21 protein-coding genes and 3 tRNA genes are annotated in these 26,148 nt (G+C 57.8%); 2 read left to right on the forward strand and 22 right to left on the reverse strand.

The genetic code is table 11. From position 1 onward, the window contains the following. The coding region (locus tag VMN77_09210) for a protease pro-enzyme activation domain-containing protein (GenBank protein HTN43958.1) at positions 1-288 on the reverse strand (288 nt) is incomplete at its 3' end. Positions 289-420: 132 nt separating this feature from the next. Here VMN77_09210 and VMN77_09215 point away from each other — a divergent pair. Further along, entirely contained in the window at positions 421-855 is a 435-nt protein-coding gene (locus VMN77_09215; protein ID HTN43959.1) for a DUF192 domain-containing protein, read from the forward strand. Here VMN77_09215 and VMN77_09220 read toward each other — a convergent pair. From VMN77_09220 to VMN77_09295, 16 genes are all read right to left on the reverse strand, one after another. Further along, positions 852-3,029, reverse strand: coding sequence for a bifunctional (p)ppGpp synthetase/guanosine-3',5'-bis(diphosphate) 3'-pyrophosphohydrolase (locus VMN77_09220; GenBank protein ID HTN43960.1), 2,178 nt, complete (start codon positions 3,027-3,029; stop codon positions 852-854). The genes VMN77_09215 and VMN77_09220 overlap by 4 nt on opposite strands. Before the next feature lies 1 nt (position 3,030). Next, positions 3,031-4,800, reverse strand: a complete 1,770-nt coding sequence (recJ, locus tag VMN77_09225) for a single-stranded-DNA-specific exonuclease RecJ (protein HTN43961.1) — start codon at positions 4,798-4,800, stop codon at positions 3,031-3,033. A 173-nt stretch (positions 4,801-4,973) separates the two neighbouring features. Further along, positions 4,974-6,581: a DUF4388 domain-containing protein gene (locus VMN77_09230; protein ID HTN43962.1), complete on the reverse strand. Its 1,608-nt coding sequence runs from the start codon at positions 6,579-6,581 to the stop codon at positions 4,974-4,976. 11 nt (positions 6,582-6,592) lie between these two features. Further along, positions 6,593-7,510 carry a protein translocase subunit SecF gene (gene secF, locus VMN77_09235; protein HTN43963.1) on the reverse strand — a complete coding sequence of 306 codons (918 nt, stop codon included), beginning with the start codon at positions 7,508-7,510 and terminating at the stop codon, positions 6,593-6,595. Between the two features lie 106 nt (positions 7,511-7,616). Further along, the gene (gene secD, locus VMN77_09240) at positions 7,617-9,257 is read right to left on the reverse strand and encodes a protein translocase subunit SecD (GenBank protein HTN43964.1); all 1,641 of its coding nucleotides are present in this window, start codon (positions 9,255-9,257) and stop codon (positions 7,617-7,619) included. Positions 9,258-9,351: 94 nt separating this feature from the next. Next, positions 9,352-9,702: a preprotein translocase subunit YajC gene (gene yajC / locus VMN77_09245; GenBank protein ID HTN43965.1), complete on the reverse strand. Its 351-nt coding sequence runs from the start codon at positions 9,700-9,702 to the stop codon at positions 9,352-9,354. Between the two features lie 124 nt (positions 9,703-9,826). Then, complete coding sequence (tgt, locus tag VMN77_09250; protein HTN43966.1) at positions 9,827-10,933, reverse strand: tRNA guanosine(34) transglycosylase Tgt; 1,107 nt, start codon at positions 10,931-10,933, stop codon at positions 9,827-9,829. A gap of 192 nt (positions 10,934-11,125) precedes the next feature. Then, positions 11,126-12,802 carry an arginine--tRNA ligase gene (gene argS, locus VMN77_09255; protein HTN43967.1) on the reverse strand — a complete coding sequence of 559 codons (1,677 nt, stop codon included), beginning with the start codon at positions 12,800-12,802 and terminating at the stop codon, positions 11,126-11,128. Positions 12,803-12,823: 21 nt separating this feature from the next. Continuing rightward, positions 12,824-14,062: a gephyrin-like molybdotransferase Glp gene (glp, locus tag VMN77_09260; GenBank protein ID HTN43968.1), complete on the reverse strand. Its 1,239-nt coding sequence runs from the start codon at positions 14,060-14,062 to the stop codon at positions 12,824-12,826. Between the two features lie 193 nt (positions 14,063-14,255). Next, positions 14,256-15,947, reverse strand: a complete 1,692-nt coding sequence (locus VMN77_09265; protein HTN43969.1) for a c-type cytochrome — start codon at positions 15,945-15,947, stop codon at positions 14,256-14,258. A 42-nt stretch (positions 15,948-15,989) separates the two neighbouring features. Beyond that, positions 15,990-16,883 (reverse strand): cytochrome c, encoded by an 894-nt coding sequence (locus tag VMN77_09270; protein HTN43970.1) that lies wholly within the window; start codon positions 16,881-16,883, stop codon positions 15,990-15,992. Between the two features lie 93 nt (positions 16,884-16,976). Next, positions 16,977-18,110 carry a nitric oxide reductase gene (locus VMN77_09275; GenBank protein HTN43971.1) on the reverse strand — a complete coding sequence of 378 codons (1,134 nt, stop codon included), beginning with the start codon at positions 18,108-18,110 and terminating at the stop codon, positions 16,977-16,979. A 163-nt stretch (positions 18,111-18,273) separates the two neighbouring features. Continuing rightward, a complete protein-coding gene (locus tag VMN77_09280; GenBank protein ID HTN43972.1) occupies positions 18,274-20,199 on the reverse strand; it encodes a cytochrome ubiquinol oxidase subunit I in 1,926 nt (641 codons plus the stop codon). Between the two features lie 568 nt (positions 20,200-20,767). Further along, positions 20,768-21,688, reverse strand: coding sequence for a formylglycine-generating enzyme family protein (locus VMN77_09285; protein HTN43973.1), 921 nt, complete (start codon positions 21,686-21,688; stop codon positions 20,768-20,770). Positions 21,689-21,909: 221 nt separating this feature from the next. Then, on the reverse strand, positions 21,910-22,116 hold the full coding sequence (locus tag VMN77_09290) for a hypothetical protein (GenBank protein ID HTN43974.1): 207 nt from the start codon (positions 22,114-22,116) through the stop codon (positions 21,910-21,912). Between the two features lie 94 nt (positions 22,117-22,210). Beyond that, positions 22,211-22,459, reverse strand: a complete 249-nt coding sequence (locus tag VMN77_09295; protein HTN43975.1) for a hypothetical protein — start codon at positions 22,457-22,459, stop codon at positions 22,211-22,213. A gap of 424 nt (positions 22,460-22,883) precedes the next feature. Here VMN77_09295 and VMN77_09300 point away from each other — a divergent pair, with 424 nt between their 5' ends. Continuing rightward, complete coding sequence (locus tag VMN77_09300; GenBank protein ID HTN43976.1) at positions 22,884-23,015, forward strand: hypothetical protein; 132 nt, start codon at positions 22,884-22,886, stop codon at positions 23,013-23,015. Between the two features lie 52 nt (positions 23,016-23,067). Here VMN77_09300 and VMN77_09305 read toward each other — a convergent pair whose 3' ends face one another. The 5 genes from VMN77_09305 to VMN77_09325 form a co-directional block, all read right to left on the reverse strand. Then, positions 23,068-23,970: an SUMF1/EgtB/PvdO family nonheme iron enzyme gene (locus VMN77_09305; protein HTN43977.1), complete on the reverse strand. Its 903-nt coding sequence runs from the start codon at positions 23,968-23,970 to the stop codon at positions 23,068-23,070. A gap of 137 nt (positions 23,971-24,107) precedes the next feature. Then, a tRNA-Glu gene (locus tag VMN77_09310) sits at positions 24,108-24,185 on the reverse strand. A 118-nt stretch (positions 24,186-24,303) separates the two neighbouring features. Further along, a tRNA-Lys gene (locus VMN77_09315) sits at positions 24,304-24,379 on the reverse strand. 48 nt (positions 24,380-24,427) lie between these two features. After that, entirely contained in the window at positions 24,428-25,735 is a 1,308-nt protein-coding gene (locus VMN77_09320; protein HTN43978.1) for an adenylosuccinate synthase, read from the reverse strand. Positions 25,736-25,872: 137 nt separating this feature from the next. Further along, a tRNA-Ala gene (locus VMN77_09325) sits at positions 25,873-25,948 on the reverse strand. Positions 25,949-26,148 lie beyond the last annotated feature (200 nt).

The following is a 26,148-nucleotide window of genomic DNA, read 5'->3' on the forward strand; positions in this document are numbered from 1 at the left end:
CCCGTACCGATCATTAAACTCTTCCTGGCTCAGGAAATGCTGAAAATTCGGCGAGGCGGGGTTGGAAACATCCGCAATGAAGGCCTCCAGGGCCGCTTTATGGCGCAGCTCGAGGCCGACCACGATCCCGAGGGGAAGGTCTACGGGCGCGCGGCCGAGGTCGGTGGCTTGCGCCGCCAGGGGCGACCGGGAGCCCGGTTGCAGCGGCTGGGCCATCGCCGGCGGGAACGGCAGGCCCAGAAGCCCGATCGCCATGACAGTCCAAACCAAATGTACGGAAGTTCTCATCGTGGGGCCTCCTCCTCTTTGACCTATCCCTTTGACAGATACGCCGACGATTTCTAGTACCACGCCGCCGTTGCGATTGTCAAGAAAGAAGCGTCGGTTGACATTTCAGAATCGGTATCGCATACTCCGGGAATGAGGAAATTTCTTTCCGTCATCTTCCTCCTGGCGGCGGTGGCCGCGGCCCGGGCCCAGGAGCCCGCGCCTTCCACGGTCCCCCTGACCCTCCCCGACGGAAAGGCCCTTCGGGTCGAGGTCGCGCGAACGGAGGAGACGCGGGCCCTCGGCTTGATGTTTCGCGCCGCCCTGCCGGAGGACCGCGGGATGCTGTTCGTATTCGATCGGCCCGGGCTCTACCGCTTCTGGATGAAGAACACCCTGATCCCGCTGGACATGGTCTGGATGGACGAACGGAAGCGGATCATCCATATCGAATATCAGGTCCCGCCCTGCAAGCTGGATCCCTGCCCGGTCTATGGGCCGGCGGCTGAATGCCTCTACGTGCTGGAGGTGATTTCCGGCGTGGCCTCGCGGGAGCACCTCCGGGTGGGCCAGACGGTCGCGTTTTAACCCGCGGGCCCTCCGCCCCGGACCCGCTTGGCCTGGACGACGCCGTCGACCTTCTCGATGCCCTTCAAGACCTTTTCGAGATGGGCGGCGTTCAGGATCTCCACCACGAAGTTCAGGATCGCCCGCCGGTCCGCGGTGGTCGTGATGTCGGCATGGCTGATGTTCGCCTTCGCCGAGGTGATCGCGGCCGAGACCGAGGCCAGCATGCCCGGCCGGTCGACCGTCACCACGCCGATCTTCACGGAATAGGACGCGGCCTCCTTCGTGTCCCACGCCACCTCCACGATCCGGTCCTTGTCGTAGTCCAGCTCGTCGATGTTGGGACAGTCCAACGTGTGCACCGACAGCCCGCGGCCCCGCGTGACGAAACCGATGATCGGGTCGCCCGGAACCGGGTTGCAGCACTTTGAGAGATGGACCAGCAGGTCGCCGATCCCCTTGATCTTCACCCCGCTCGGACGGCCCCCGATCCTCCGGATGATTTTGTCGGCCAGGCCTTCCTTCACGGTCGCCGCGGGCTGAAGGCGGCGGATCACCTGCTCGGTCGTGATCCGTCCGTACCCGATCGCGACCAGCAGATCCTCGGGGGTCGCGATCCCGAAGTCCTTGGTCAGCGCGTTCAGATGTTCCGGCTTGAAGGGCTCGGTGGAGCTCAGGTGGTGGCGTTGCAGGGCCCGCTCGAGCAGTTTCTTTCCCACTTCCAGGCTCCGGATCCGCTCCTCGGTCTTGATCCAGTGCTTGATCTTGGCCTTGGCCCGCGCCGTCCGGACCCACTTCAGCCAATCCTTGCTGGGGGTTTGATTCGGGGAGGTCGTGACCTCGACGGAGTCCCCGCTGTGCAGGACGAAGCGAAGCGGGACCAGCTTGCCGTTGACCTTGGCTCCGGTGCAGTGGTTTCCGACCTCGGTATGGACGCTGTAGGCGAAGTCGAGCGGACAGGCCCCCTTCGCCAGCTCCTTGACATCCCCCTTGGGCGTGAAGACGTAGATGACATCGGGAAAAAGGTCCATCTTGACCGAATCCATGAACTGCCGGTTGTCGGCCAGGTCCTGCTGCCACTCGACCAGTTGACGCAACCACCCGAAGACCCGGTCGGTCTTCTGATCGATCTGGCCCTTTTCCTTGTATTTCCAGTGAGCCGCGATGCCCTCCTCCGCCACCTTGTGCATCTCCTCGGTCCGGATCTGAAATTCGACATGAAACCCCTTCGGACCGACCACCGTCGTGTGGAGGGATTGATATCCGTTGGATTTCGGCACCCCGATGTAATCCTTGAACCGTCCCGGCACGGGCCGCCAGAGGGAATGGATCATTCCGAGGATGGCGTAACAGTTCATCTTGGTGTCGGTGATGATCCGGACCGCGGCCAGGTCGTACACTTCCTCGAACGGGATGCCCTGGCGCTCCATCTTCTGGTAGATCCCGAACAGATGCTTGGAGCGGCCCAGCACCTGGCCCTTGAAACCGTATTCGGTCAGGCTTTTTTGGATGATCTTGATGATGTCCTGGATGTAGGCGTCGCGCACCTCCTGCCGCTGCGCCACCTTCTTGGTCAGGTTGTCGAACACCTCGGGCTTGAGGTAGCGGAGGCAGAGATCCTCCAGCTCCGTCCGCATCCAGCCGATTCCGAGCCGGTTGGCCAGCGGGGCGTAGATGTCGAGCGTTTCCTGCGCGATACGCTTCCGTTTTTCCTCGGGTAGATAATGAAGCGTCCGCATGTTGTGGAGGCGGTCGGCCAACTTGATCAGGATGACCCGGATGTCCTCCGACATCGACAGCAACATCTTGCGGAAGTTCTCGGCCTGCTTCTCCTCGTGGGTCTTGAACTGGATCTTCCCGATTTTGGTGACGCCGTCGACCAGGTAGGCCACTTCTTTTCCGAAGCGTTGCTCCAGCTCGGCCGGCGGGATCCCGGTGTCTTCGATGGTGTCGTGGAGCAGAGCGGCCACGATCGAGGGAACGTCCAGTTTGAGATCGACGATGATCCGGGCCGTCTGGAGCGGATGCTGGAGAAAGGGTTCGCCCGACTCCCGCTTCTGGCCGGAATGGGCCTTGGCCGAAAAATCATACGCCTCCTGGATCGGCTGGACGTCGGCCTGGGGATTATACTGCCGCAGCGATTGAATGATGGAATGCACGGAAACCAGTTCCGTCTGCCGGAGCCGAAACGCCATGTCAGGCGCCTCCCGCGAGCCGGAGGTCTTTGACGCGCAGCTGGAGCCGCTCCCGACCCTGCCATATATTCCGTTCCGGGGTGAAGGCCAGGTCCAGCGCGGCGCCGTTCCGGAACAGGCCCATCCGATCGCCCATCCGAAACCCGATGGCGTCGACCAAGGCGCCGGACGGGGATCCGGATCCCCCCGGTCGTTTGCGAACGGAGAATTTCAGGTGGTTGGCGCCGACGATCCGTGGGCCGACCGGGATCAGGCCCCGGAGGAGCAGCGTCGGCTCCGGATTGGCCGGCCCGAAGGGGGCCAGGCTTTCCAGTTCGCCCACCAGCCCCGGGGTCAGCTCCTCCCATTCGACCGATGCGTCGATGTATTGCTTCGGCAGGAGGTCGTCGGGCTTGAGCGATTCGCGCGCGACGGAGGACAGGCGTTCCCGCAAGGCCGGGATCCGTTCCTCCCGAAGGGTCAAACCCGCGGCGGAATAGTGCCCGCCGAAGCGGATCAGGACCTCCCCGCAGCGCCTCAACCCATCGACCAGATGAAACCCCGCGATGCTCCGGGCCGATCCCTTCGCCAGGCCGTCGGAGTCGATCGCGAGGAGGACGGCCGGACGGTAATACCGTTCCACCAACCGGGCCGCCACGATCCCGACCACGCCCGGATGCCACCCACGCGAGGCGAGAACGATGCAGCCGTCATTCTGAAAATCAACCTCCGAGTCCACGCGGGCGCAGGCCTCCGCCAGGATCTTTTCCTCGATCTCCTGCCGCTGCCGGTTTTGAAGATTCAGGGACTGGGCGATCCGGCGGGCCTCATCCGGCGACGGCGTGGTGAGGAGACGGACCGCCTCCCCCGCGTCCGTCAGCCGTCCCGAGGCGTTGATCCGGGGGGCGAGGGTGAAACCGACCGTCCCGGCCTTGACCGGCGCTTCGGGAAGCCCGGCCGCCTCCTTCAACGCCCGAATGCCGGGCCGGCGGCCCTCCGTCAGTTGTTTCAAGCCTTCCTTGACCAGGTAGCGGTTCTCGCCCGTCATGGGAGAGACATCCGCGATGGTTCCCAGGGCGACCAGGTCCAGTCCGTCGGAGGGAACGCTTCCCGTCAGGGCCTGGATCACCTTGTAGGTCAGCCCGGCCGTGCACAGACCCTTCTCGGGATACCCGGCGTCCTCCCGCTTCGGGTTGAGAAGCGCCGTGGCGGGCGGAAGCTCGTCCGGAACCTCGTGGTGGTCCGTCACGATCACGTCCATTCCCAAGGAACGGGCCCGGCGGATCTCTTCGACCGACGTGGTGCCGCAATCGGCGGTAATCAACAGCGTCGTCCCCCTGTCATGGAGGGCGCGTATCGCCGCTTCGTTTAGCCCGTAACCCTCCCTCAGGCGATCGGGGATGTAGAAACCGGCCTCCAGGCCCTGCCGTTTGAAGTGATCGAGGTAGAGAGTGGTCGCGGTCACGCCGTCCACGTCATAGTCCCCGTAAATCACCACGCGCTCCGACCGCCGGATCGCCGCGCGAATCCGTGATACCGCCCGATCCATCGCGTTCAAGCGCAAGGGATCGATCAGGTCCGAGACCGACGGGTCGAGAAACGATCGCGCCGCCTCCGGCGTGCGTATGCCCCGGTTGATGAGGACGGAAGCCGTGGCGGGTTGAAGCCCAAGCGCCCCCATCAGCCGCGAATGCGCCTCTCCGTCCCCCGGCCGCTCGACCCATTGTTTGGAATTGAAGAACCCCGGCTTTCCAGCCGGGGATTCTTCGATCCGAGTTGAAAAAATATCCATTTTTTGCTCGCTAACCCCGCCCTTCCAGGCGGGGATTGCGCTCGCTTTACGGATTTACCGTCGACATAACAGCCCTATCATAGGGCCAACGGCCCCGGTTTGTCAAACCGCGACGGACTCCGGGATGGGAGGGGAAAATACCGGATCTGGAAGGAAATCGGAAGGGAACGGACCTACCTGGAGAGTTGCCGGAGCTCTTCCTTCGCCGTCTTGTTCTCCGGGTCCCAGATCAGGGCTTCTTCGAACTGGCGCTGGGCCCGCTGGGTCATACCGCTCTTTTTATACAGCAGACCCAGCCCGAGATAATGATCGACCCCGGATGGATCGAGCTCGATCGCCTTCTTGAAATGGGTTTCGGCGTCGCGCTGACGGCCCGGGACCTGGGCCAGGGTTTTGGCCAACAGCGCGTGATAACTGGCCTGCGCCGGCGCGGCCTTGACGGCGGCCTCAAAAAAATAAGCGGCCGTCTTGAAATCGCCTTTCCGGAGGGCCTGCTGTCCGGACAGGGCCTGCGCATCATGCGACGCGCCGGCGGCCTCCTCCCGCCCCTTCGCTTTTTTCATCGCCAAATTCGTGTCGTAATCCTGCCGCCTTCGGTCCATCAGCAGCGTGTCGTACGCCTCCTTAATGGCCCGGAAGAGCGCCTCGAGCTGGGGGGTGAGCTCTTCCAGTCCGGCCTGGAAATGCCGGTCGGGGTGGTACTCCTTGGCCAGGTGAAAATAGGCCCGTTTGATCTGATCCCCCGTCGCCGTTTTCTCCAAGCCCAACACTTGATAAAAATCCTGGTGCTGGAGGGATTCGTAGGCCTGTCTGATCTTCTGTTTGGTCTTCTGAGCCTCCCGGGTGTCCGTCGAAGTCTCCTCCGATTTGAAAATCTGTTCGCGACCCTCCACAACCGCTTCCTGCTGCTCCTGTTTAACTTCTTCCAAGAGTTGTTCTTCGAGTCCAGGCCCTGATTTTACGGCTCCGTGGAGATCGGGGGATGGGGAAGAAGGGGCCTCCCTCCGGGGTTCCCGCGCGGGCTCCGGGGCCGCCTGAACGGAGGGCTTCTCCGCAGGATGGGTGGCGACGACTTCGGCCAGACCGATCGAAAGAAAATAGGCGAGAAGTTTCAGGGTCTCAAACGCCGGGAGTTCGGAGGCGGCGAAGATCTCGTGAATGGTGTTTTTACCGTCGATCTGCATTAAAAGCCTCCGCTCCCTTTCCTTCAGATCGATGTCCTGAAAAAGAACGAGGGGATCCGTGGTGATCTGCAATACCGTGCTCAAAGGCGGGAGCTCGTTGCGAAGACGGACAAAGTCATTGATCCGGCGGATGCCGTCCAGGATGAGGTTCCCCGTGCTCATTTTAAGGGTAATGATCTCCTGGGTCGGCAGCGGGCCCTCTTCGAACCGATACTCCCCGTCCAGCCAGGTGAAAAGGCTCAATATGATATCTTTCACCTGAGAGCTGACCGCGGTGAAGAGGTCCTTGGCGGTGAGCACACCCTGCTCGACCAGGACCGTCCCGAAGCGCTTCCGGGTCCTGCCCGTCACTTCGGCAGCGACCTCGTACTGATTAAAGGAGATCCGGCCGGCTTTGAGCAGCGCCTCTCCCAGCCAGTCGTCCCGGTATTTGGAGGTCGCGAAAATAATGTCGCCGTCTTTGATGAAGAGCGATTTGTGCTGATCGTTCCGCCAGACGAGAAGCACCCCGGTCTTCTTTTGCCGTTGCAGGTCCGTCAGTATCTTCGGCAGTCGTTGATCCCGCAGTCTCCCCGACACGGGCACGCCGTCCGTCATCAAGGCCCTCCTCAGGCGCGTTTGAGCAGTCTTCCCCCGCTTCCTTTCCAGACCACCAGGATCGAACTGGCCACAAAGATGGAGGAGTAGTTCCCGACAATGACGCCCACCAGGAGCGCGAAGGAAAAATCATGGATGACCTCTCCCCCGAAGAAGAACAGCGCGACCAGCACGAGGACGACGGTCAACGAAACCACAATGGTCCGGCTGAGCACCTGGTTGATCCCGCCGTTGATCACCTGCTCCAACGACTCCCGGCGGCGAAACTTCAGATTTTCACGGATCCGGTCGAAAACCACGACCTTGTCCGTCAAGGAGTAACCGGCCAGCGTCAGCAGGGCCGTCACGATGAGCAGGGTGATTTCCTTGTTGACGAGAAAGAGCACGCCCAGGACGGCCAGGACGTCGTGAAACGTCGCGATCGCGGCCGCGATCCCGAAACGGAACTCGAAACGCACCGCGATGTACAGGATGATGCCGATCATCGAGAAGAGGACGGCGACGATGGCCTTTTTCTGAAGTTCCTGTCCGATCGTGGGACCGATGGCCGTGCTGCTGTCCACCACGAACTTGTTCGTCGAGAACTCTTTTTCAAACACCTGGACGATCCGGTTGGCCGCATCCTCCTGAATCGTGTTCTGCTGCTTCACCCGGACCAGCAGCCTGTTTCCGTTCGTGAACTGCTGAAGCTCGGCGTCCGGAAAACCGTTCGTCGACAGCACCCGGCGGGCGTCGTCGATCTGGATCGGCTGCTCGAATTTGAGTTGGACCGCGGTGCCGCCCGCAAAGTCGATGCCGAGGTTTGCCCGACCGCGACCGATCTGCACGACGGTAAAAAGCCCGAGCACGACGAGGATGCCGGAAAAGATAAACGCATAATTCCGTTTGCCGATGAAATCGATATTCGTTTTTCCCAAGATTTCGAACATGCAGGCTCCTATTTATCAGCGGGGGCCGTGCGGCGACACATAAAGCCGGTCCTCCGATGCCCCCAAACCCCGCGCTCGGACAGGCCAAGCCTGATCCTCGCTTAGTTTAAATGCTCAGCCGTGCTAGCTTCCAGCGGCTGTTCACAAAGTCAAAGACCACCTTGGTTCCCACCAGGGCCGTGAACAGGTTGATCGCGATGCCCAGGCTGAGGCTGACCGCAAACCCCTTAATCGGGCCCGTGCCGAACAGGAAGAGCACCGTCGCGGTGATCAGGGTCGTGACGTGGGAATCCACGATCGTGAGGAAGGCCTTGTCGTAGCCGCCGTCCACGGCCAGACGGACCGGCTTGCCCTGCCGGAGCTCCTCGCGGATCCGCTCAAAGATCAGGACATTCGAATCCACGCCCATTCCGATGGTGAGAATAATGCCAGCAATGCCCGGAAGAGTCAAGGTGGCGTTGAGCGCCGCCAGGGCGCCGATCAAGACGATCAGGTTCAGGATCAGGGCCATATCCGCGACGACGCCCGCGAGACGGTAATAAACCATCATAAACAAGACGACCATCACTCCCGCCAGGACGGTGGCCTGAATTCCCATCCGGATCGAGTCCTGGCCCAGCGAAGGACCCACCGTGAGGTCCTCGAGCGTGCGGACGGGAGCCAGAAGCGCCCCGGCCCTCAGGACGATGGCCAGGTCGTTCGCCTCCTGGGTGGTGAAGCTCCCGGTGATCTGCGCGCTTCCGCCGGCGATTCGATCCTGAATCACGGGGGCCGAATAGACGTTGTCGTCCAGGATGATCGCCAGACGTTTCTTCACGTTCTCGGCCGTGATCTTCTCGAATTGCTGGGCGCCGACGCCGTTAAAGGTGATCGAGACGTAGGGCTCGTTGAACTGCCCGATGCTCACGCGCGCGTCGGTCAACACGTCCCCGGTCATCAATGTTCGTTTCTTGATCAGATAGGGTCGCTTCCGGACCTCGCCGGTTTGTTTGTCGACGTTCCGCTCGAACAACAGCTCGTCGCCTTCCGGAACCTTGCCGGCGTATTCGGCCATGAAGGTTTCTTCATTCTGCGGGGTGATGGAGACCGGAAGGGTGCGGCCGACCGGGCTGTCTTCGTCCAAAAGCTTAAATTCCAGCAAGGCCGTCTTTCCGATCAGCTCCTTCGCCCGCTTGGAGTCCTTCACCCCCGGAAGCTGGATCACGATCTGCTTGGGCCCCTGTCGCTGAATCAACGGCTCGGTCACGCCGAACTGATCGATCCGGTTGCGGATCGTCTCGAGCGCCTGGGTGGTCGCGGTATCCTTGATCCGCGTCACCTCGCCCTCCCGAAGCGAGTAAACCAGGTCGTTTCCGGGGGTCTCCCGTGAAACGAAGTTCGGGAAGTTGGCCTCGATTTTTTTCGCGACGTCGGCCTTCTTGTCCGGCCCGGGAAGGGTCACGGTCAGCTCCGAAGGCCCGGTCCTCTTGACCGAATCCGCCGGAAGCTTGCTTTCGTTCAGAAGATCTTTAATGGACGAAGCGGTCCTTTCCACCAGGTTTTCGACCGCCTTGTCCTCCTCCACCTCCAGCACCATGTGGATCCCTCCCTGGAGGTCGAGCCCCAGCGTGACCCCGCGGCTGGGCAGATATTTTTTCCACCAGTCCGGCATTTGTTGAAAGACGGGGGTGGAGGGCAAAAAGTATACGATCGAAATCAAAACGGTCAAGCTCAACAGCAACAGTCGTCCTCGAATTCCTCGTTTCACGTCAGGCATCCTCTCCTTGTGAATGAATCGGTCTCGCGCCGCCTGCGATCTCCCAGACTTCCCTCCCCGGTATCTCCTTCGCGGGAGGCGGATATCAGGAAGCCTCTTCCGGCTCCTCCTGAAGTTCCGCGATGTACTCCCGCCGGATTTTGACCCGGACATTGTCCGCGATCTGGATCGTGACGACGTTTTTATTCAGGGCGGCCACGGTTCCCAGCAGGCCCCCGGTGGTCAACACCCGATCGCCCTTCTTCAGCGCCTCCAGCAAGGCCTTGTGTTTTTTCTGCTTGCGTTGCTGGGGAAGGATCAAAAGAAAATAGAACACGACGAAAATCAGGACAAACGGCAGGAAAGAGACCACCATCCCTCCGGGTCCGGCCGACGGAACCGCCGCGGGGGCCCCTCCCGGATCTTGCGCCCACGCCAACGTTGAGAAGATATCCATTCGTTCATCCCTCCTTTTAATCCGATTATTTCGATTCCCACAGCGCGGAGCTTGTCTCCGCGCGGAGATGAACTCCGCGCTGTATATTTTCGATAAGACGTCGCCGTAATTATGAATCAGCGCACTATGCTTCGCAACGCATGCGGTAAAACTCTTCCCGGTATTGTATCAGCCGCCCTTCGCGAATCGCCTGACGGATCTGCTCCATGAGCCGAAGATAGTAGTGCAGGTTGTGGATCGTGTTCAGGCGAAGCGCCAGGGTCTCCTGGGACATGAAAAGATGCCGCAGATAGGCCCGCGAGAATTGACGACAGGTGCTGCAGTCGCAGGCCGGGTCGATGGGCGATTCGTCCCGGGCATATTGCGCGTTCTTGATGACGACCCTCCCGAAGGAGGTAAAAAGCCATCCGGTGCGCGCATGGCGCGTCGGGATCACGCAGTCAAACATGTCGACCCCCCGCATGACGCACTCCAGCAGGTCCTCCGGCATTCCCACCCCCATCAGATATCGCGGTCGCTCTTCGGGAAGAAGCGGTACCACCTGATCCACCACCTCCCGCATCATCGCAGGGGTCTCTCCGACGCTGAGCCCACCCAGGGCGTAGCCCTCGAACCCCACCTCGAGCAGTCGCTGCGTCGCCTCCCGCCTCAACTCGGGATAGAACCCGCCCTGAACGATTCCGAACAGGACCTGATCCCGACGCCGGTGCGCCTGCCGGCTCCTCCGCGCCCATTGGATCGTGCGGTCGAGCGCATCGCGCGTCGCTTCCCGGCTGCTGGGGTAGGGAAGGCATTCGTCCAGCACCATGATGATGTCCGCCCCCAGGGCCTCCTGAATCTCGATCACGAATTCCGGAGAGAAAAAATGAAGCGAGCCGTCCAGGTGGGACTGGAAGGTCGCCCCCTCCTCCGTCACCTTGCAGAGCTCGGCCAGACTGAAGACCTGATACCCGCCGCTGTCCGTCAGGATCGGACGGTCCCAGGAAATGAAGCGGTGCAGCCCGCCCAATTCGGCGATGAGCTGATGCCCGGGACGAAGATAGAGATGATAGGCATTCCCGAGGATGATTTCCACGCCGAGCGCCTTCAGCTCCTCCGGGGAAAGGGTCTTGACCGTTCCGGCCGTGCCGACCGGCATGAAGACCGGAGTCTGGATCGAGCCGTGCGGGGTCTCCAAGCGCCCGCAACGGGCCCGCGTCTCCCCCTCTTTGGCCAGGACCGTGAAACTCATCTATTTCGTCCGCTCATATTTTTAGGGGCTCACGTCGCCACCGTTCCTAAGCGGGGGCCCGTGCGGGCTACGCTCCTCCGATGCCCCCGCGCCCCGCGCTCGGCCGGTCCAAGCCCGATCCTCGCTTTCACCAGACAAACCGGATGGAGCCTTCCCCTCCCGCCCGCCGTGCCCGCTGAGTAAATCCCCGGTCTACATCCGCTCCGGGGCCGTGACGCCGAGGATCGCCAGGGCGTTGGCCATCACCGTCCGAACCGCGCCGACCATCAACAGGCGGGCCTGGGTGAGCTCCTCGTTCGCCGAGATGATCCGGTGTTTGAAATAATAATTGTGCAGAAGGCCGGCCAGATCGAGGAGATAGAACGTCAGGCGATGCGGTTCCAGGGCGCGCGCGCCCTCCTCGATCAGCTTCGGAAAAGCATCTAGACGCTTCATGAGTTTCAACTCCTCCGGCTCCGTTAAAAGATCGAGGCGGACCTGTTTTGGATCTTTCAGGCGAATGCCCTGTTCCGCGGCCTGCCGTCCGACGCTGCACAAACGGGCGTGGGCATACTGGACATAATAAACCGGGTTTTCGTTGGACTGGCGCTTGGCCAGTTCCAGGTCGAAATCCATCGGGCTGTCGAGGCGCCGCATCAGGAAAAAGAAAAGGGCGGCGTCCTTGCCCACCTCGTCGACCACATCGCGAAGGGTCACGAATTCCCCGGCCCGCTTCGACATCGGAACCGGCTGGCCGTTCCGGACCAGCTTGACCAGCTGCCCGATCAGGATCCGGAGCCGCGTCTTGGGATAGCCCAGCGCCTGGACCGCCGCCTCCATCCTCGCCGTGTAGCCGTGGTGGTCGGCGCCCCAGATGTCGATCAACAGATCGAACCCGCGCGCGAGCTTGTCCCGATGATAGGCGATATCGGAGGCCAGGTAGGTGAACTCCCCGTCCTCCTTCCGGACCACGCGGTCCTTGTCATCGCCGAAATGGGTCGATCGAAACCAAAGGGCGCCGTCCTTTTCGTAGAGAAAATCTTTTTCCCGGAGCTCGTCCAACGCGTTTTGGACGGCGCCGCTTTGATAGAGTGACGCCTCGCTGAACCAGTCGTCAAACGTGATCCCGAAGGCCGAGAGGTCCTCCCGGATTACGCCCGTCATCTCCTCCAGCGCATGCCGCGTGAAGAACTCAAGACACTCCTCGGCGCCTCGGCCCCGATATTGATCCCCGTAGCGGTCGGCCAGGCCTTGGGCGATCCCGGCAACGTATCCGCCCCGGTAGCCGTCCTCGGGATCGGGCACCGGATGACCCAGAATCTGCTGGTATCGCGCATAGACCGACAAACCCAACAATTTCACCTGGCGGCCGGAATCGTTATTGTAATATTCCCGATGGACCCGATCCCCCGCCGCCTCCAGAAGGTTGGCCAGGGCGTTTCCCACGGCGGCCCACCGCCCGTGACCGACATGCAGCGGGCCGGTCGGGTTGGCGCTGACAAACTCGACCTGAACCCATTGCCCCTTCCCCGAGTCGACGCGGCCGAACCGTTTCCCCTGCTCCTCGATCTCGGGCAAGACCCGGCGCCACTGATCCTGCTTTAAGGTGAGATTGATATAACCCGGACCCGCGAGTTGGACATCCTCCAGAATCTTCTGCGTCTCATTCCGGAGGCAATCTTGAAGCACCTGAGCGATCTCGCGTGGGGGCCGCCTCTCGATCGGGGCCAGCATCATCGCCACGGTCGTCGCAAAATCGGCCGGAACCGTCTCCTTCGGAATCTCGACGACCACTTTATCCGGATCGGGCCGGGAACGGATCTTCCCCTCCTCGCAGGCCCTCTCCCAGGCCTTCAGGATCATCTCCTTGATCAGACGATCTTTGGTCATGGCGCGGTCATCCCCCCGGTCTCAGTATCCCGGGACGGATTGCCCAGAAGACCCTTTATCAAGCCACTGCACCTTTACCGTCTGCCCCTTCTCCATCTCAGCGGCTTCCGACGGGAAAATCAACAGGCCGTCGGCCTTGACCATGGAGGTCAGCACCCCGGAACTCTGGTTCCCCGTGGTCCAGACTTCGTGCCGGTCTCCCGCCTTTCTCAGCACCGCCCTTACGAAATGCGTTTTCCCGGGCTTCTTGGTGATCCGCTCCATCAGGACCGCCTCGATGACCGGACGGAACAAACTTGTGTGCCCCTGCATCTTCCGAAGCGCCGGGCGGACAAATTGCTCAAAGGTCACCATCGTCGAAACGGGGTTTCCGGGAAGCCCGAAGACGGGTTTGGCTTGAAGGCTGCCGAAGGCCAGGGGCTCGCCCGGTTTCATCGCGACCTTCCAGAAGGCCATCCGGATGCCCAATTGTTCCAGGACATCCTTCACGAAATCGTACAGCCCAACCGAAACGCCGCCCGAAATCAACAGAAGATCGGCGCCCAGCCCCTGCGTCAGGCGGCCGAGCAGATCCTCCCGGGTATCCTTCGCAATCCCCAAAATGACCGGCACGCCCCCCGCTTCGAGCACTTGAGCCGCCAGGGCATACCCGTTGCTGTTCATGATTTTATTCGGGGTCAATTCCTCGTCGAAATCCGCCAGCTCATTTCCCGTCGCCAATATCGCCACGCGCGGGCGCTGATAAACAAGGACCTGTGACCGGCCCAGGGAGGCCAGCAGTCCCACCTCCGCCGGCCCCACCACACTGTTTTGGGCCAGCATCACATGACCGGCCTGAATATCCTCCCCGCGAAGGCGGACATTTTCTCCTTGTTCGGCGGGACACAGGATTTGGATGGAGTCCCCTTCCAAGCGGGTATCCTCGACTCGAATCACGGCGTCCGCGCCTTCGGGCACGGGCGCCCCGGTCATGATCCGGCTGGCCTGGCCCGGTCCGATGCTCTTGGTCGGGAGGAAACCCGCCGCGATCTCCTCGATCACCCCGAGGCGAACCGGTTTTTTTTCGGACGCTCCGAAAACATCCGCATGTCGGACGGCATACCCGTCCATCGCGGAACTGTTCCACGGCGGATGATCGCGTCCCGAGAGCACCGCTTCGGCCATCACGCGTCCCATGGAATGGAGAAGGTCCAGTTTCTCGGTCCCCATCCGCTGGATCTGGTCGAGTATCAACGACCGCGCTTTTTCAACCGGGATCATCCCGACACCATCCCATTAAAATGGTGTATTATAACCCAAGGACACCGACGTGTAAAGGCGCGCGATTGTAGGTCGGGAAAATAATCCCACCAAAAATCGGAGATCCGGATCGCCGCCGGTATCGATTCACCCGAAATGCAAAAAGGGGGTGACGCGCGTCACCCCCTTTGCAAGTAAAGCCAACAAACGGCTCTTATTTTCGCTTCTGCTTGGACTCGTTGGCCTTTCGGATGATCCAGCCCTCGATTCCAAAGACCACAATCACCGCGATAAAGGGATAGATATACGCCGTCGTCGGCGTCGGCGGCTCGAGGATCGTGTAATACCAGGTTGAAATGGATGTTTTCAAACCATGGTCGCCGTTGTTTCCGTCCCAGACAAAGAACGCGGTCGGGATGTACTGGCCTTTCTCAAACTGGACCCCGTTATCCTTGTCGTCCGTTGTCAGGGCCCGCGTCAGAATCACCCGCCACCGGCCGTCTTTATACTCGGAGAATATGGCCTTGACGTTCTGGGTTGGGCGGGCATCCAGTTTTAGATCGCCTCCCATGGAGCCGTGTCCGGTGTATTCCTTCACCGTCCCGTCGGCTTCCCATTTCCAGACATCGACGGCATTTTTGGTGTCCCCAAAGATAAATCGCGGTTTCTCCGGTGGAACAAGGGATTGCCACTTGGCCGGGAACTGGATTGCGACCGCATCGTTAAACATCGGGTATTCCCTCAATGCAATCGGCTGTCCCGACGGCGGGGTTTCCTGGAAACTGGCAGCCTGAGCCAGCGCCTCCGGCGTGGCCACGCTCTTGATCCGATCGTCCCATTCAAAATACCAGGCGATTTCCTTGTCGTTAAAAACGGACTTTACCCAGACATCATCGACCAAGCGCACGAAATTCCGCGGTTTGTGGGTAATCTGTCCGGCCAGCGCGATATATTGGTTCGGAATTTTCTGCCAGATCGGGTCATCCGGATTGCTCGGAAGGTTGCCTTTGATAATGTGAGACCTCACCACCACATTCATGGCCGGATGCACGGTCTGGGGATCGATTTTTTCCTTCGGACAGAGGGATATCACAAAATTCGCCACGTCCCAACGCTGCTCGGGGGTGAGAGTATCGGCAAAGGATGGCATCGGTGTGCCGTTCAACCCGGTCGAAACTTCCCGGAAAACGTTCCGGGGATTATAAGGATCTTCACGGTTCCCGCGGAAGTTCCAGCATTTGTGCAAATCGGCCGGAAAGATCGGGAAGCCCCATTCATCCTTCTGGGTTTTATTTCCGTCTCCCCGCTCGTCGTTTCCGTGGCATTCCACACATTTTCCCTTATTCATAAACACATCTTGACCGCGTTTAATACTTTCGGCCGATGTGGGGGTCTGCTTGCCATAGTCAATTACATGAAAATCTTCATTTTCGGTGTCCTGAAAATTTCGATCCTTGACAAGATTGGTCATGACGAACGAAACCACTTGATGGCGCTGCTGGTCGGTCAATATCCCTTCCCACGGAGGCATCGCGGAACCCGGCAATCCATGGGTCACGGTCAGGAAGAGGTCGTTCTCGGTCGGAAGCTCGCCGCTCGCGGTATGCCGGATCTTAAATGTTCCCGCGTTAAAATTCCGGGGCCTGGGCCATAGACGATCGGCCGAGGGTCCATCCCCGGCGCCCTCGGGGCCGTGGCACCAGACGCATTTCTTAAAATAGATCTGCTTTCCGGCCTCGACGTCGGCCGGAGACGGCTTCGCCGGGCGGCCGGCGTTTGCGGCGGCCTTTTCGTCCTTGGTTTCGGCCATTGTGAGGACGACGCTTCCGGCCGCAACGAGTGCCACCGTGACGGCCCCCATCACGACCGCTTTCTTATAGCTCAAGAGAGATAAAATCCTGTTCATCGCTCGTGCCCCTTTCACGTCAACGGATGATTAAACCCAAGCCTAATCCCATGTCCTGGGGAAGAACTCCGTATGCCAATACTCAAACATGTTCACTTTCCAGATCTCGTCCGTGGTCAGATGCTCTTCCCACGGCGGCATGGCGGAGGCCCATGGAGCACCCTCGGTCGGCAGTCCCGGCCCCCCCTTGGCAATTCTCCAGAACACAAAGGTTTCCTGCAACTGTGCAATTGTGCCCGGATCCGAAAAGTTCGCCGGGATCGGGACAAATGCATACGCAAACATCCCGCGGCCGTTCAGGTTATCCCCGTGACAAAAGTGACAGTTTTGGAAGAATATGGCTCCGCCGTCTCTCACATTCTTCATATAAGGCGGCGCATTGGGGTCAAACGGATTCATTTTGAAATATTTTGCTTCCTGTCCCACCGGAAGATATTTGCCGTTTTCGTCCACCCTGAATGGATTTTGAGCGGTCTGCAATGTAAAGTTTTGCCCGCGCACCGTGACAGAGGCCGGCGGGGCCGGATGAACCGTCCTTAAGTCGATCGGCTCGTCATACTTAGGGACGTTGAAATCGTACGTCCCGTACCCGATGAGCAAAGGGAGAGCCACAAAGCTCACGGTTCGGATCCCTTTGTAAATCGGATTGACTGCCAGGACGGTGTTCAGGATGGGTCTTTTAAACTCGGTCCATGCCTTCTCCGTGGAAGAAATAAAGAGGAAAACGACCAGGGTCACCAACCCCATATAGGTATAAAGAAGGGCGACCGGTATAGGGGGGAACAACACAAACTTGAAGATCGAGTACGCTCCGAGCCACATAAGGATGGCTTGGGGGAAGGCCGGTATCCGTTTGCCCATCTTCGTCAAAGCATAGTTTACGCCGACGTAGATGAACGCCACCGCCGTGATGATCAGAAGTAATTCTATTGGCATTGCACCCGGAATCCACATCATTGACCTCCGAAATGATCAAATCATTCGAACCATGTAATGTTCACTGAACTTGATGGAATTGTTCCGCCCCGATTACTTTGAGGCCGATTTTCCACCGCCACCGCCGCACACCGTCGCAAACGACTCCTGCGGGGGTCCGTTCAAACCGTCTTTTTTAGCTTGATCGCAATTCTGAGCCAATAAGTAATCGGCCATCTTTTCCAATGCCCCGTAAGTGAATTTCTGGGCAAAATCCTGAATCATCGGCGAAACGGCCGGTGTGGCTTTTTGAACAAACTGAGGAACGATGAACGCATTCGGATTTACGATGGATTCCATGATATATTCTTTGGGCGTTTTGGCATGGGCCTTCCCGGCCTTGACCTGGGCCTGGTACTCCGGAGAGGCGATGCGCCTCGCCGCATTGTGACCCTCGATCAGCAGTGGCCCGATCACACCGAATTTCGCGGTGGCGATCCCCGGAATCTGGTGACAGGCGAAACAGCCCATTTTCGTTACAATCTGTTCCGGCGTATCGGAGGCCAAGGCCACAGGCGGTCCGGCAGGGGCGGCTGCCTGAGCCGCTGCCGGGGCACCCGCTTTGGGCCGTTCGGATTCCGGGATAAACTTTTCATAGGCCGCGCGAATCTCTTTCGCGGAGGGCGGTGTATTCCCTTCCCTGAAAAACAGCCAGGTATCCACCGCGATCAGCTGGTCGATCGTTAAACTGATCGGGGGCTTATGGATGGCCGGCATCGGGCTCTCTCTGTCGTTGGTGCCTTTTGTGCCAAAACCGGACACCACATAACAGGAGGGACACACGTGAGATTCGGCGATATATTCCTCGGCGGTTGTGGCCCGCCCGCTTCCTTTAAAGGACTCGGTTTGGATCGTATCGGGCTTAAGATACTTTGGATCCTTGATCCGCTCCGCGGACCGTTCGGCAATCCCAATCAGGTTCGGGGCACGGTCACCGATATCACCTTTCTTAAAGGTATGGCAAAGCGGACATTGCCCCGGACCGATGCCGCGCTCGGCAAACCCGCCGACCTTTCCGAAAATAATGCTTTCACCCATATCGGCCAATTTATCCACGGGCATGGAGTCCACCGCACCGGCCTCCATCTTTGGCGGGGGCAGGGGAACCTTACCTTCGACCTGGGGAAGCCAGTTTGAATAGGTGTCAAAGATTCCGGTCATGACCATGTAGAAACCGATGGCCATCATGATACCCCGGAGTCTTGGAAGGAAGTAACCTATCAAAAACAAAACAACAGAGGATAGCAAAATTGTGACGGACAAAACCCCTTGAGTCACGGTCGATCTCCTGTGGGTAAGAGTTGGGGGCCGGATGGAACCGGCCCCCAGAGATTAGTAATGAGGTTGACGGTTACTCCGAACCCCCGGCCATTGCGGGTTTCTTGGCGATTTCCTTCCTCGCCTCGGCAACAGCATGTTTTGAGGTCAGTTCGCCCAGCCAGAACACAAACAGCACAAACAACCAGAAGGCCATTACATTCAATGACATCATGTTGGCCGCAAACCCGATCGTGTGAGTAAAGGCCCACGGGGAGTTATCCCGAAACACCTCCATCACATGCCAGAACAAGCGCACCGAGGATCGAATATATCCCATCAAGGCCATCAACCATGTGAAGGAGACAGCCAGAGAGAACAACGCGTATTGAGAGCGGACCGATATTTTGCCCCACTCGATCGGACCGGTCAACTTGGACCCCCTCATCATCGCGATGTTGATCGCGCTACCCACAAACAAGGTGGTCAAGGTTCCGACCACTTGTGGCACCGAAAGGCCGACACGCACGTTTGCGGGAATAAAATATCCATAGATCGCGACCCACCAGTTGTTTACTAGGGCCACCGCAAACATCATCACCAGGGCCGCGTTGCCCCAAGTCTCCCATTTTACCGTTATAATTTTATTGCTCCGTTGATACATCAGGAAGGAAATGATCGTGGTCATGATCATGGTGTTCACGGCCCCGTTCTTGGCCGACATCACGCCGAAGTTTCCGATCACGGGATGCTGCTGGCCGCCGATGGCTTTCAACTCGGCCGGGCGCATCACCAAGGTATGGGGTGTCAACCAGACCAGGAAGGCCGCCGTCGTGAGGAAAAGGATATACTTGATATATTTTTGGTACCGCTCCGCGCCCCTCATCCGTTCCATGCCGTTGAACAGATAATAGTTGGTCGAAAAGAACAGCGCGCCGATCAGCACGGCCTGGATGATGAACAACCAGGCCAGCAAACCGCCCATCAACGTGATGCCCATCTGTTGACGGAAGCCGTACACTTCGCGCATAAGCCAGTAACCGGCGAAAGGCAGGGGAATCAACGCCCCGACCGCCATGAACATCGCGATGTACCCCATCCAATCGTAATAAGCCTTTTCTTCCTGGTTTTTGGCTGAAAGGAATTTGTAGGCCGCGTAGGCCGCGACGATTCCGCCGCCGAACACCATATTTCCGATGATCCGGTGGACATTGAGGGGGTTCCACAGCGCATTGTGCAGAACCGCCCAGAGATTTCCCAAATACCGACCCTTTTCATCCACTCCCGCCGGAGACATCATGAAGCTTGCCCATGAATTGGCCAGCATCATCAGGACCGATCCAAATACGTTGAGCAACACGCCCATGCTGGCATGCACCCATTTTGCGAAACCGCTGGCCATCCGGTCCCATCCGTAGTAATAGAGGTACAGGGTGCCGCTCTCGGCCAGGAACAAAAGGGCATAGATGTGCATCACGGGCTTGAAAAGGGAGGAAAGATATTTAAAGAAATCAGGATAGAGGGTTATAAAACTGAAGATGAGTAATCCACCGAGTATCGCTGTGACGGAATACGCGGTGAGGCTGATTTTGACCATCAGATGGGCCAGATCATCATATTTCTTGGCCATCACAGGGTCCTTCACCATCAACCCGACCAGCTCGATGATCATGCAGAAGATCGGAACCGCCAGGACAAAGCTCCCGAAATAGAGGTGCTGTTGTGCGACCGACCAGATGATGACTCTATTTTCGCTGAGGGGATAAGGGAGGTTATAACTCGGATAATCGGAGGCTTTCAATTCGGGAGCGGGCTGGCCGGATACGGGACCTTCTTTCTTGTAATATATATCCTTGGCCATCTCGACCTTCGGCGCGGTATCGGTCACGGCTTTGGTCGCGTCATCAGCCATCACAGGAGTTGAAAGAAGTGGCATAACAAGTGAGACCAACAACATCATCGCCACGGCCCCCAGCGAGATCAGGGACCAGACCCGGACTCTTCTGCTCATTGCCTTCATGGCTAATCTCCCTCTACGTAAAAACCCTTGTGCCGCCCCACCCCGAGGTTTTTTTAATTTTTCTATGCTCGCACACCAGCCCGGGTTTTCATTAAAAACCCGTAGTTTTCTAGGCCCTATGTAGCACCAAAGGACAATTTTGTCAAGGAAAAAATAAAGGGCCAACTTTTCCGCATTTAGCGCAAAATAAAGAAGTAATCAAGCCCTTGAATTTTCATGAAAAACCAGTCCTCCAGCTGAAAATATGCTATCCAAACCACAAGCATCACGACAAAAGCGATCACCGTCTTCATGTCAATCACCTTTCTTCAAATAAACCGGGAAAATCGTACCCAGTTTTAATTATGGTAAACCGCTCCGAACCAATAGAAGAACCAGATCGAGATAATACAGACGATGATATACAAAATCGGTCCTGCGTTCTTACGGATTTTATCCATTTCTTTCTCCTTAGGACGGACGCCCATTCGGCTTAACAACGGCAGGATTTTAGTGAATTAAAAAAAGTTTGTCAAGAAAAAAAGAATTAAAAAGGGATTGAATAATGACCGAATCGTCTTCAGGCTTATTAGGGAGGAGATCCCGACTTCGCACACCGGAACCCGATCGTCACATCGCGGTATTCCGGGGACATCTTAAAACGGATCGAGGTTTGTGCACGCTTGATCGAATCGTTCCAGGACGCTCCGCGGATGACCCGGCTCTCCCCCGACGAGACTCCCAGAGGGTTACTCACCGGAAGAATGCGATATGAATCCTGGTTAAACCAATCCGCCACCCATTCCATCGCATTGCCCGCCAGATCATAAACTCCGTACGGGCTGACGTCCTTCCTGAATTGATTTACCGGAGCTGTATATGGCGCGCCGTCGTCCCCCAATAAATTGGCATATTCGGATCGTTCCTCGTTGCCCCAAGGCCATTTTCGTTTGTCGGTCCCCTTGGCCGCCTTCTCCCATTCCGCCTCGCTCGGAAGGCGCTTTCCCTTCCATTGACAATACTCGACCGCGTCATCCCAGGAAACTCCCACAACCGGGTTCATGGCCCGGATGAAGAGCGGGATATCCTCTGTCACGCTCGCCGAAAGATACCCGGCCAGCCGGGGTTTCCGGTGCCCGGTCAGTCCGATGAATTGATAAAACTGCGCAAAGGTAACCTCGTACTTATCGATAGAAAATCCGTCGAGATAGACCATCCTTACGGGCTTCGCGTCATAGGATCCGTCGTTGCTGCCCATGAAAAACTCGCCCGCGGGGATGAAAACCATGGATTCGAAATCCTCGCCGATCTTGGCCTGTTTTACTTCAAGCTCGGCTTTCCGAGACTCCTCCTCCACCTTGGCCAGTTTGGTCGCCAGAGGCGTGTATCCCTGTTCGGTTTCCTGCCTCTCCGGCTCGTGCGGTCCGGATTTCTGGCGGATTCCGATCTGAATAATAACCAGGATCGCAATGACCAACGCCAAATAAATGCCGATCAAATATTTGCTCATGAAATATCTCGAACTCCGGACGGGTTTCAGTCTTTATTTTTGTAACGATCCCAGATGACGAACAGCCGATTCCTCCCATCCGGCAATAATGCGATGAGGCATCGATAATCGAGAGGGGGACGATCTGAAATGAATACCAAAAAAGGGAGGCCTGGAGAGCAACAGGAGCCAGAAACCGGAAAAAGGGGGAAGGATAGACGATTCTCAGATGCCCGAATTTTTCACCGTCGACGACCCGTCACGGCCACCTTGGGGTCCGCCATACCCACTTCCCCGTTCGAACCTTCACGGGATGACCAGGCGATCGTCTCGTCTCTTTTCTGTCGGGTGACCCGGGATCGGTACAGCATCTGACCGACAAAAATTCCGGCCATGAACACGGCACCCGTATAAAACAGAACATAGACCGCATAAAAGAAATGCTTCACTCTGTTCACCCCCTCAACCACTGCGGCTCGTTTATAACGAGCCGATTAAAATCGAAAGATCCGCCCCCGACCATCCGGCACTCTTGAGCCGGGCTCATCTTTTTAAGGTCAGTTCATCCGATTCGCGAACCTCCGTCAGTTCGGACTCCGACCCGTCCACCGAAGGGGCCGCTTTCGCGGAGAACCTCTCCTCCAGCTTTTCGCCGATGTACACGCCGATCATAAATACGGCCCCCGTATACACCAGCACATAGAGGGCATAAAGCTGTCCCACCAGCATGCCCGCCATGAAAACGGCGGCCGTGTAGACGCCAATCGAGACCAGAGAAAAAATACGCCGCATGAACTGAATGACCTTTCTCAGCGCTGACTTTAAACCCGCTTAAAATAGGATCGCGGAGAGGAGGCGTTGACGATGTTCCAGGCGAATCGCCGCCGCCCGGCGTTCATGGCCCTCGACGATTTCCCCAGGCGCGTTCCAACTTTTCTCCCACATACATCCCGGCCACAAAAACGGCGGCGGAGTAGATGGAAACGGAAAGGGCGTAAAAAAAGAAATGGACCATCCGAACACTCGCTCGCAAGCTCCCCAAGCCTTAGGGCATTAATTATAAAAGTATTACAATAGACCTGTCAAGCTTATCTCGAGAGCTCCCGTCCGTTCCTTGGGTTCGTTTCCCCAGCAAGAGGCCGTGTAGAAATCGCTTGACATTTGACGGATCCTTGATAGAATGGGGTGCTGTTTAATGGCCATTCGGATTCGCACCATGGATACACCGGAAACACCCGAACAGAGAAAGAGAAATACCCCCACCTTTGACTTTATCGTCCTGCTGGGTATGGTGGCAAACCTCATACTGGCCGTTTTCCTGATCCTCTATTACTTCGGTTTTTTCTAAACAGTCGTTACGCACAAAAGCGGATGGGATCGTTTCGCGGAGCCGATTTTCATCACCCGCCCGGGGGGACACCCTTCGCGCACCGAAACCCGATGACCGCGCTGGTTTGGTGCGGGGCCGCCATAAAACGCTTGGCCACTCTTGCATTAACCGAAGAATCATCCCAGGAGCCACCCCGATAGACCCTGAATTTTCCCTTTTCGGGCCCTTTGGGAACCTTGAAAGGAGCGTTTTTGTAATAGTCCGCATCATACCAATCGGCCACCCACTCCGCGACATTACCGGCCATATCGTATAGCCCATAGGGACTTCGTCCAGATTCAAAACGCCCTGGGGGGGCCAGAAATTTATAGCCGTCCTCTTCCCCCGCAAGGTTGGCCGCTTTTTCGACAAAATCATTTCCCCACGGCCATCGGAAGCTTTGGTCGCCCCCCGCCGCTTTCTCCCACTCGGCTTCGGTAGGCAACCGTTTCTCGGCCCACTGACAATAATCTTGCGCGGTATTCCACGATACACCCACCACGGGCAGTTCGGGCTTGGTGATCAAGGACAGATCCTCCTGAAAAACGGGGACCACCGGCTTGGGATATTGGGTGGCCACCGAGAATTTCGAGAATTGCGCTTGGGTGACCTCCTTCTGGTCGATATAAAAGGCCGGAAGGTAAACCGGATGCTGCGGCATTTCATCCAGATCCCCGCCCGAAGCCGGACTGCCCATTTGGAAAGGTCCCTCCGGGATCAAGACCATTTCCGAACCATCCTCCGTCGGGATTGTTTTGTACCGGCTGAAGTCCTGGAAACCGCTTTTTCCTTTTTGGGTTTGGTCTACTGGAATGCCTTGATTTTTGGAATCCGACCGGCTGGTTTTCCACGCTTCATAGATAAAGATAACGATCATGAGAATAAAAGCAGCGAAGGCGATGAGCGATCCGTAATAAAACGCATCCTTCTTCATGCCCTATCCTTTCTCAATTCCAGGATTCAAACCCGACCTGCGCGAACCTTCAAGCCGTTTGCATGAACGAAACGGCCGGCCCGTCGGCGTACCGGAAAACGCGGTCCGGCGGTCGTAATCCCGACAAAAAAATAAAGTGGTGTCCCCAAGGGGATTCGAACCCCTGTTACCGCCGTGAAAGGGCGATGTCCTAGGCCGGGCTAGACGATGGGGACACAAAAAATAAAATTACAATCTCCACTCCCACCGCTGCGCGGGTAGAGCCCTGCCAAGCGAGGGGGGATGCTCCATCCGGCTTGGCCGGTGGAGCGGGCGGCGCGAGCCCATAAAATATGGTGAGCCGCCCGGGATTCGAACCCGGGACACCCGCCTTAAAAGGGCGGTGCTCTACCAACTGAGCTAGCGGCTCTTATCTTATCAACAAAAAAGAGATACTAACAGACGGGTCGAATTCTTGTCAACGATTTTGGCCTTGAAGGGAGTATGGATCATCCAATAGGATGGCCTCTTCTCTTTTCGTTCCGGTCGATATCAGAAAAATCCGACATCCGATCCGTTCTTCCAATCGCGATAAATAATCCTTCGCCCGGACCGGCAGTTGCTCGTACCGCTGGATTCCAATTGTCGAACATTGCCAGCCTTCCACGGTCTCATAGATCGGCTCGCAGGATTCCTGAACCGTCAGACTGCTGGGCATGTCATGGAACGTTTTTCCACGAAAGCGGTAACCGACACACAGGTTGATTTCCTGACACGCATCCAATACATCCAGCTTGGTGACCGCAACCCCGATCAATCCATTAATCCGCACGGCATAACGGACCAGAAGAGCATCAAACCATCCGCAGCGACGGGCCCGCCCGGTCGTCGCCCCAAACTCATGGCCGCGCTCCTGCAGCTGCACGCCCGTGTCGTCCTTGAGCTCGGTCGGAAAGGGACCGCTCCCGACCCGAGTCGTGTACGCTTTCACAACGCCGACCACCGCCGAGATGCGGGTCGGACCCACCCCGGTTCCGGTGCATGCCCCGCCGGCCGTGGCGCTGGATGACGTTACGTACGGATACGTGCCGTGATCCACATCGAGGTGGGTCCCCTGGGCGCCTTCGAACAAAATTCGCTTGCCTTCATCAATCCATTGATTTAGGAGCACGGTCGTATCGACGATGTAATCCCGGATTTCATTCGCATATCCCATATACTCCCGGTAGACCTTCTCCAGGTCAAAACGTTCCGTTTTGTAGGTCTGCTCCAACAGAAAATTCATTTCAATCAAGTTGGCGGTCAGTTTTTCTCTGAAAAGATCCGGTTCCAACAAATCCCCGACGCGGATTCCGATGCGGGCCATCTTGTCCACATAGGCCGGTCCGATCCCACGACCGGTGGTGCCGATTCGCCGGGCCCCTTTGAGTCTCTCGCTTTCCTTATCGATCGCCTTGTGGTAGGGCATGATCAAATGGGCGTTGCTGCTCACGTGCAAGCGGCCGCGGATCGGGATCCCTCTTTTCTCCAAATGACCCGCTTCTTCGATCAGAGCGGCCGGATCCACCACGACGCCGTTACCGATCACGCAACGTTTTCCCGGATGAAGAATTCCGGATGGAATCAGATGGAGAATAAAGGTTTCCTGGCCCAACACCACGGTATGTCCCGCATTGTGTCCACCCTGATAGCGAACCACCCCGTCGGCTCGCTCCGAGAGCAAATCAACGATCTTTCCCTTGCCTTCGTCTCCCCACTGGGTTCCGATCACCACCAACGCGGGCATTTCATCCCTCACACAAAAAAGCCCTGATCTCCCGGATCAGAGCTTTCAAACGAGCGGTTCGCTGTGAAATCGTATCCCTTGTAAGCAGGAATATCGTAGGCTCTTAGAACAGATTTGTCAAGAAAGGCGTTGAATCATGGTGGAGCTGGGGGGGATCGAACCCCCGACCTCCAGACTGCCAGTCTGGCACTCTCCCAACTGAGCTACAGCCCCACTCAATTAAAGCTACTTGACTGACTTCTTCCGGAATAAATGACGGAATATACGGCTTCCCCTCAGCCCGCTGGGCGGGTGTGAACCTAAACAAGTGCCGTGGCGCATGCAACAAGTCTCATCGTATCATCGTCACAGGTGACTGTCAAGGCGGATCAACCAAAAAAAACGGCCGCATCGCGTCGGCGATGCGACCGTTG

This window comes from Nitrospiria bacterium, from assembly GCA_035498035.1.
Lineage (GTDB): Bacteria > Nitrospirota > Nitrospiria > JACQBZ01 > JACQBZ01 > JACQBZ01.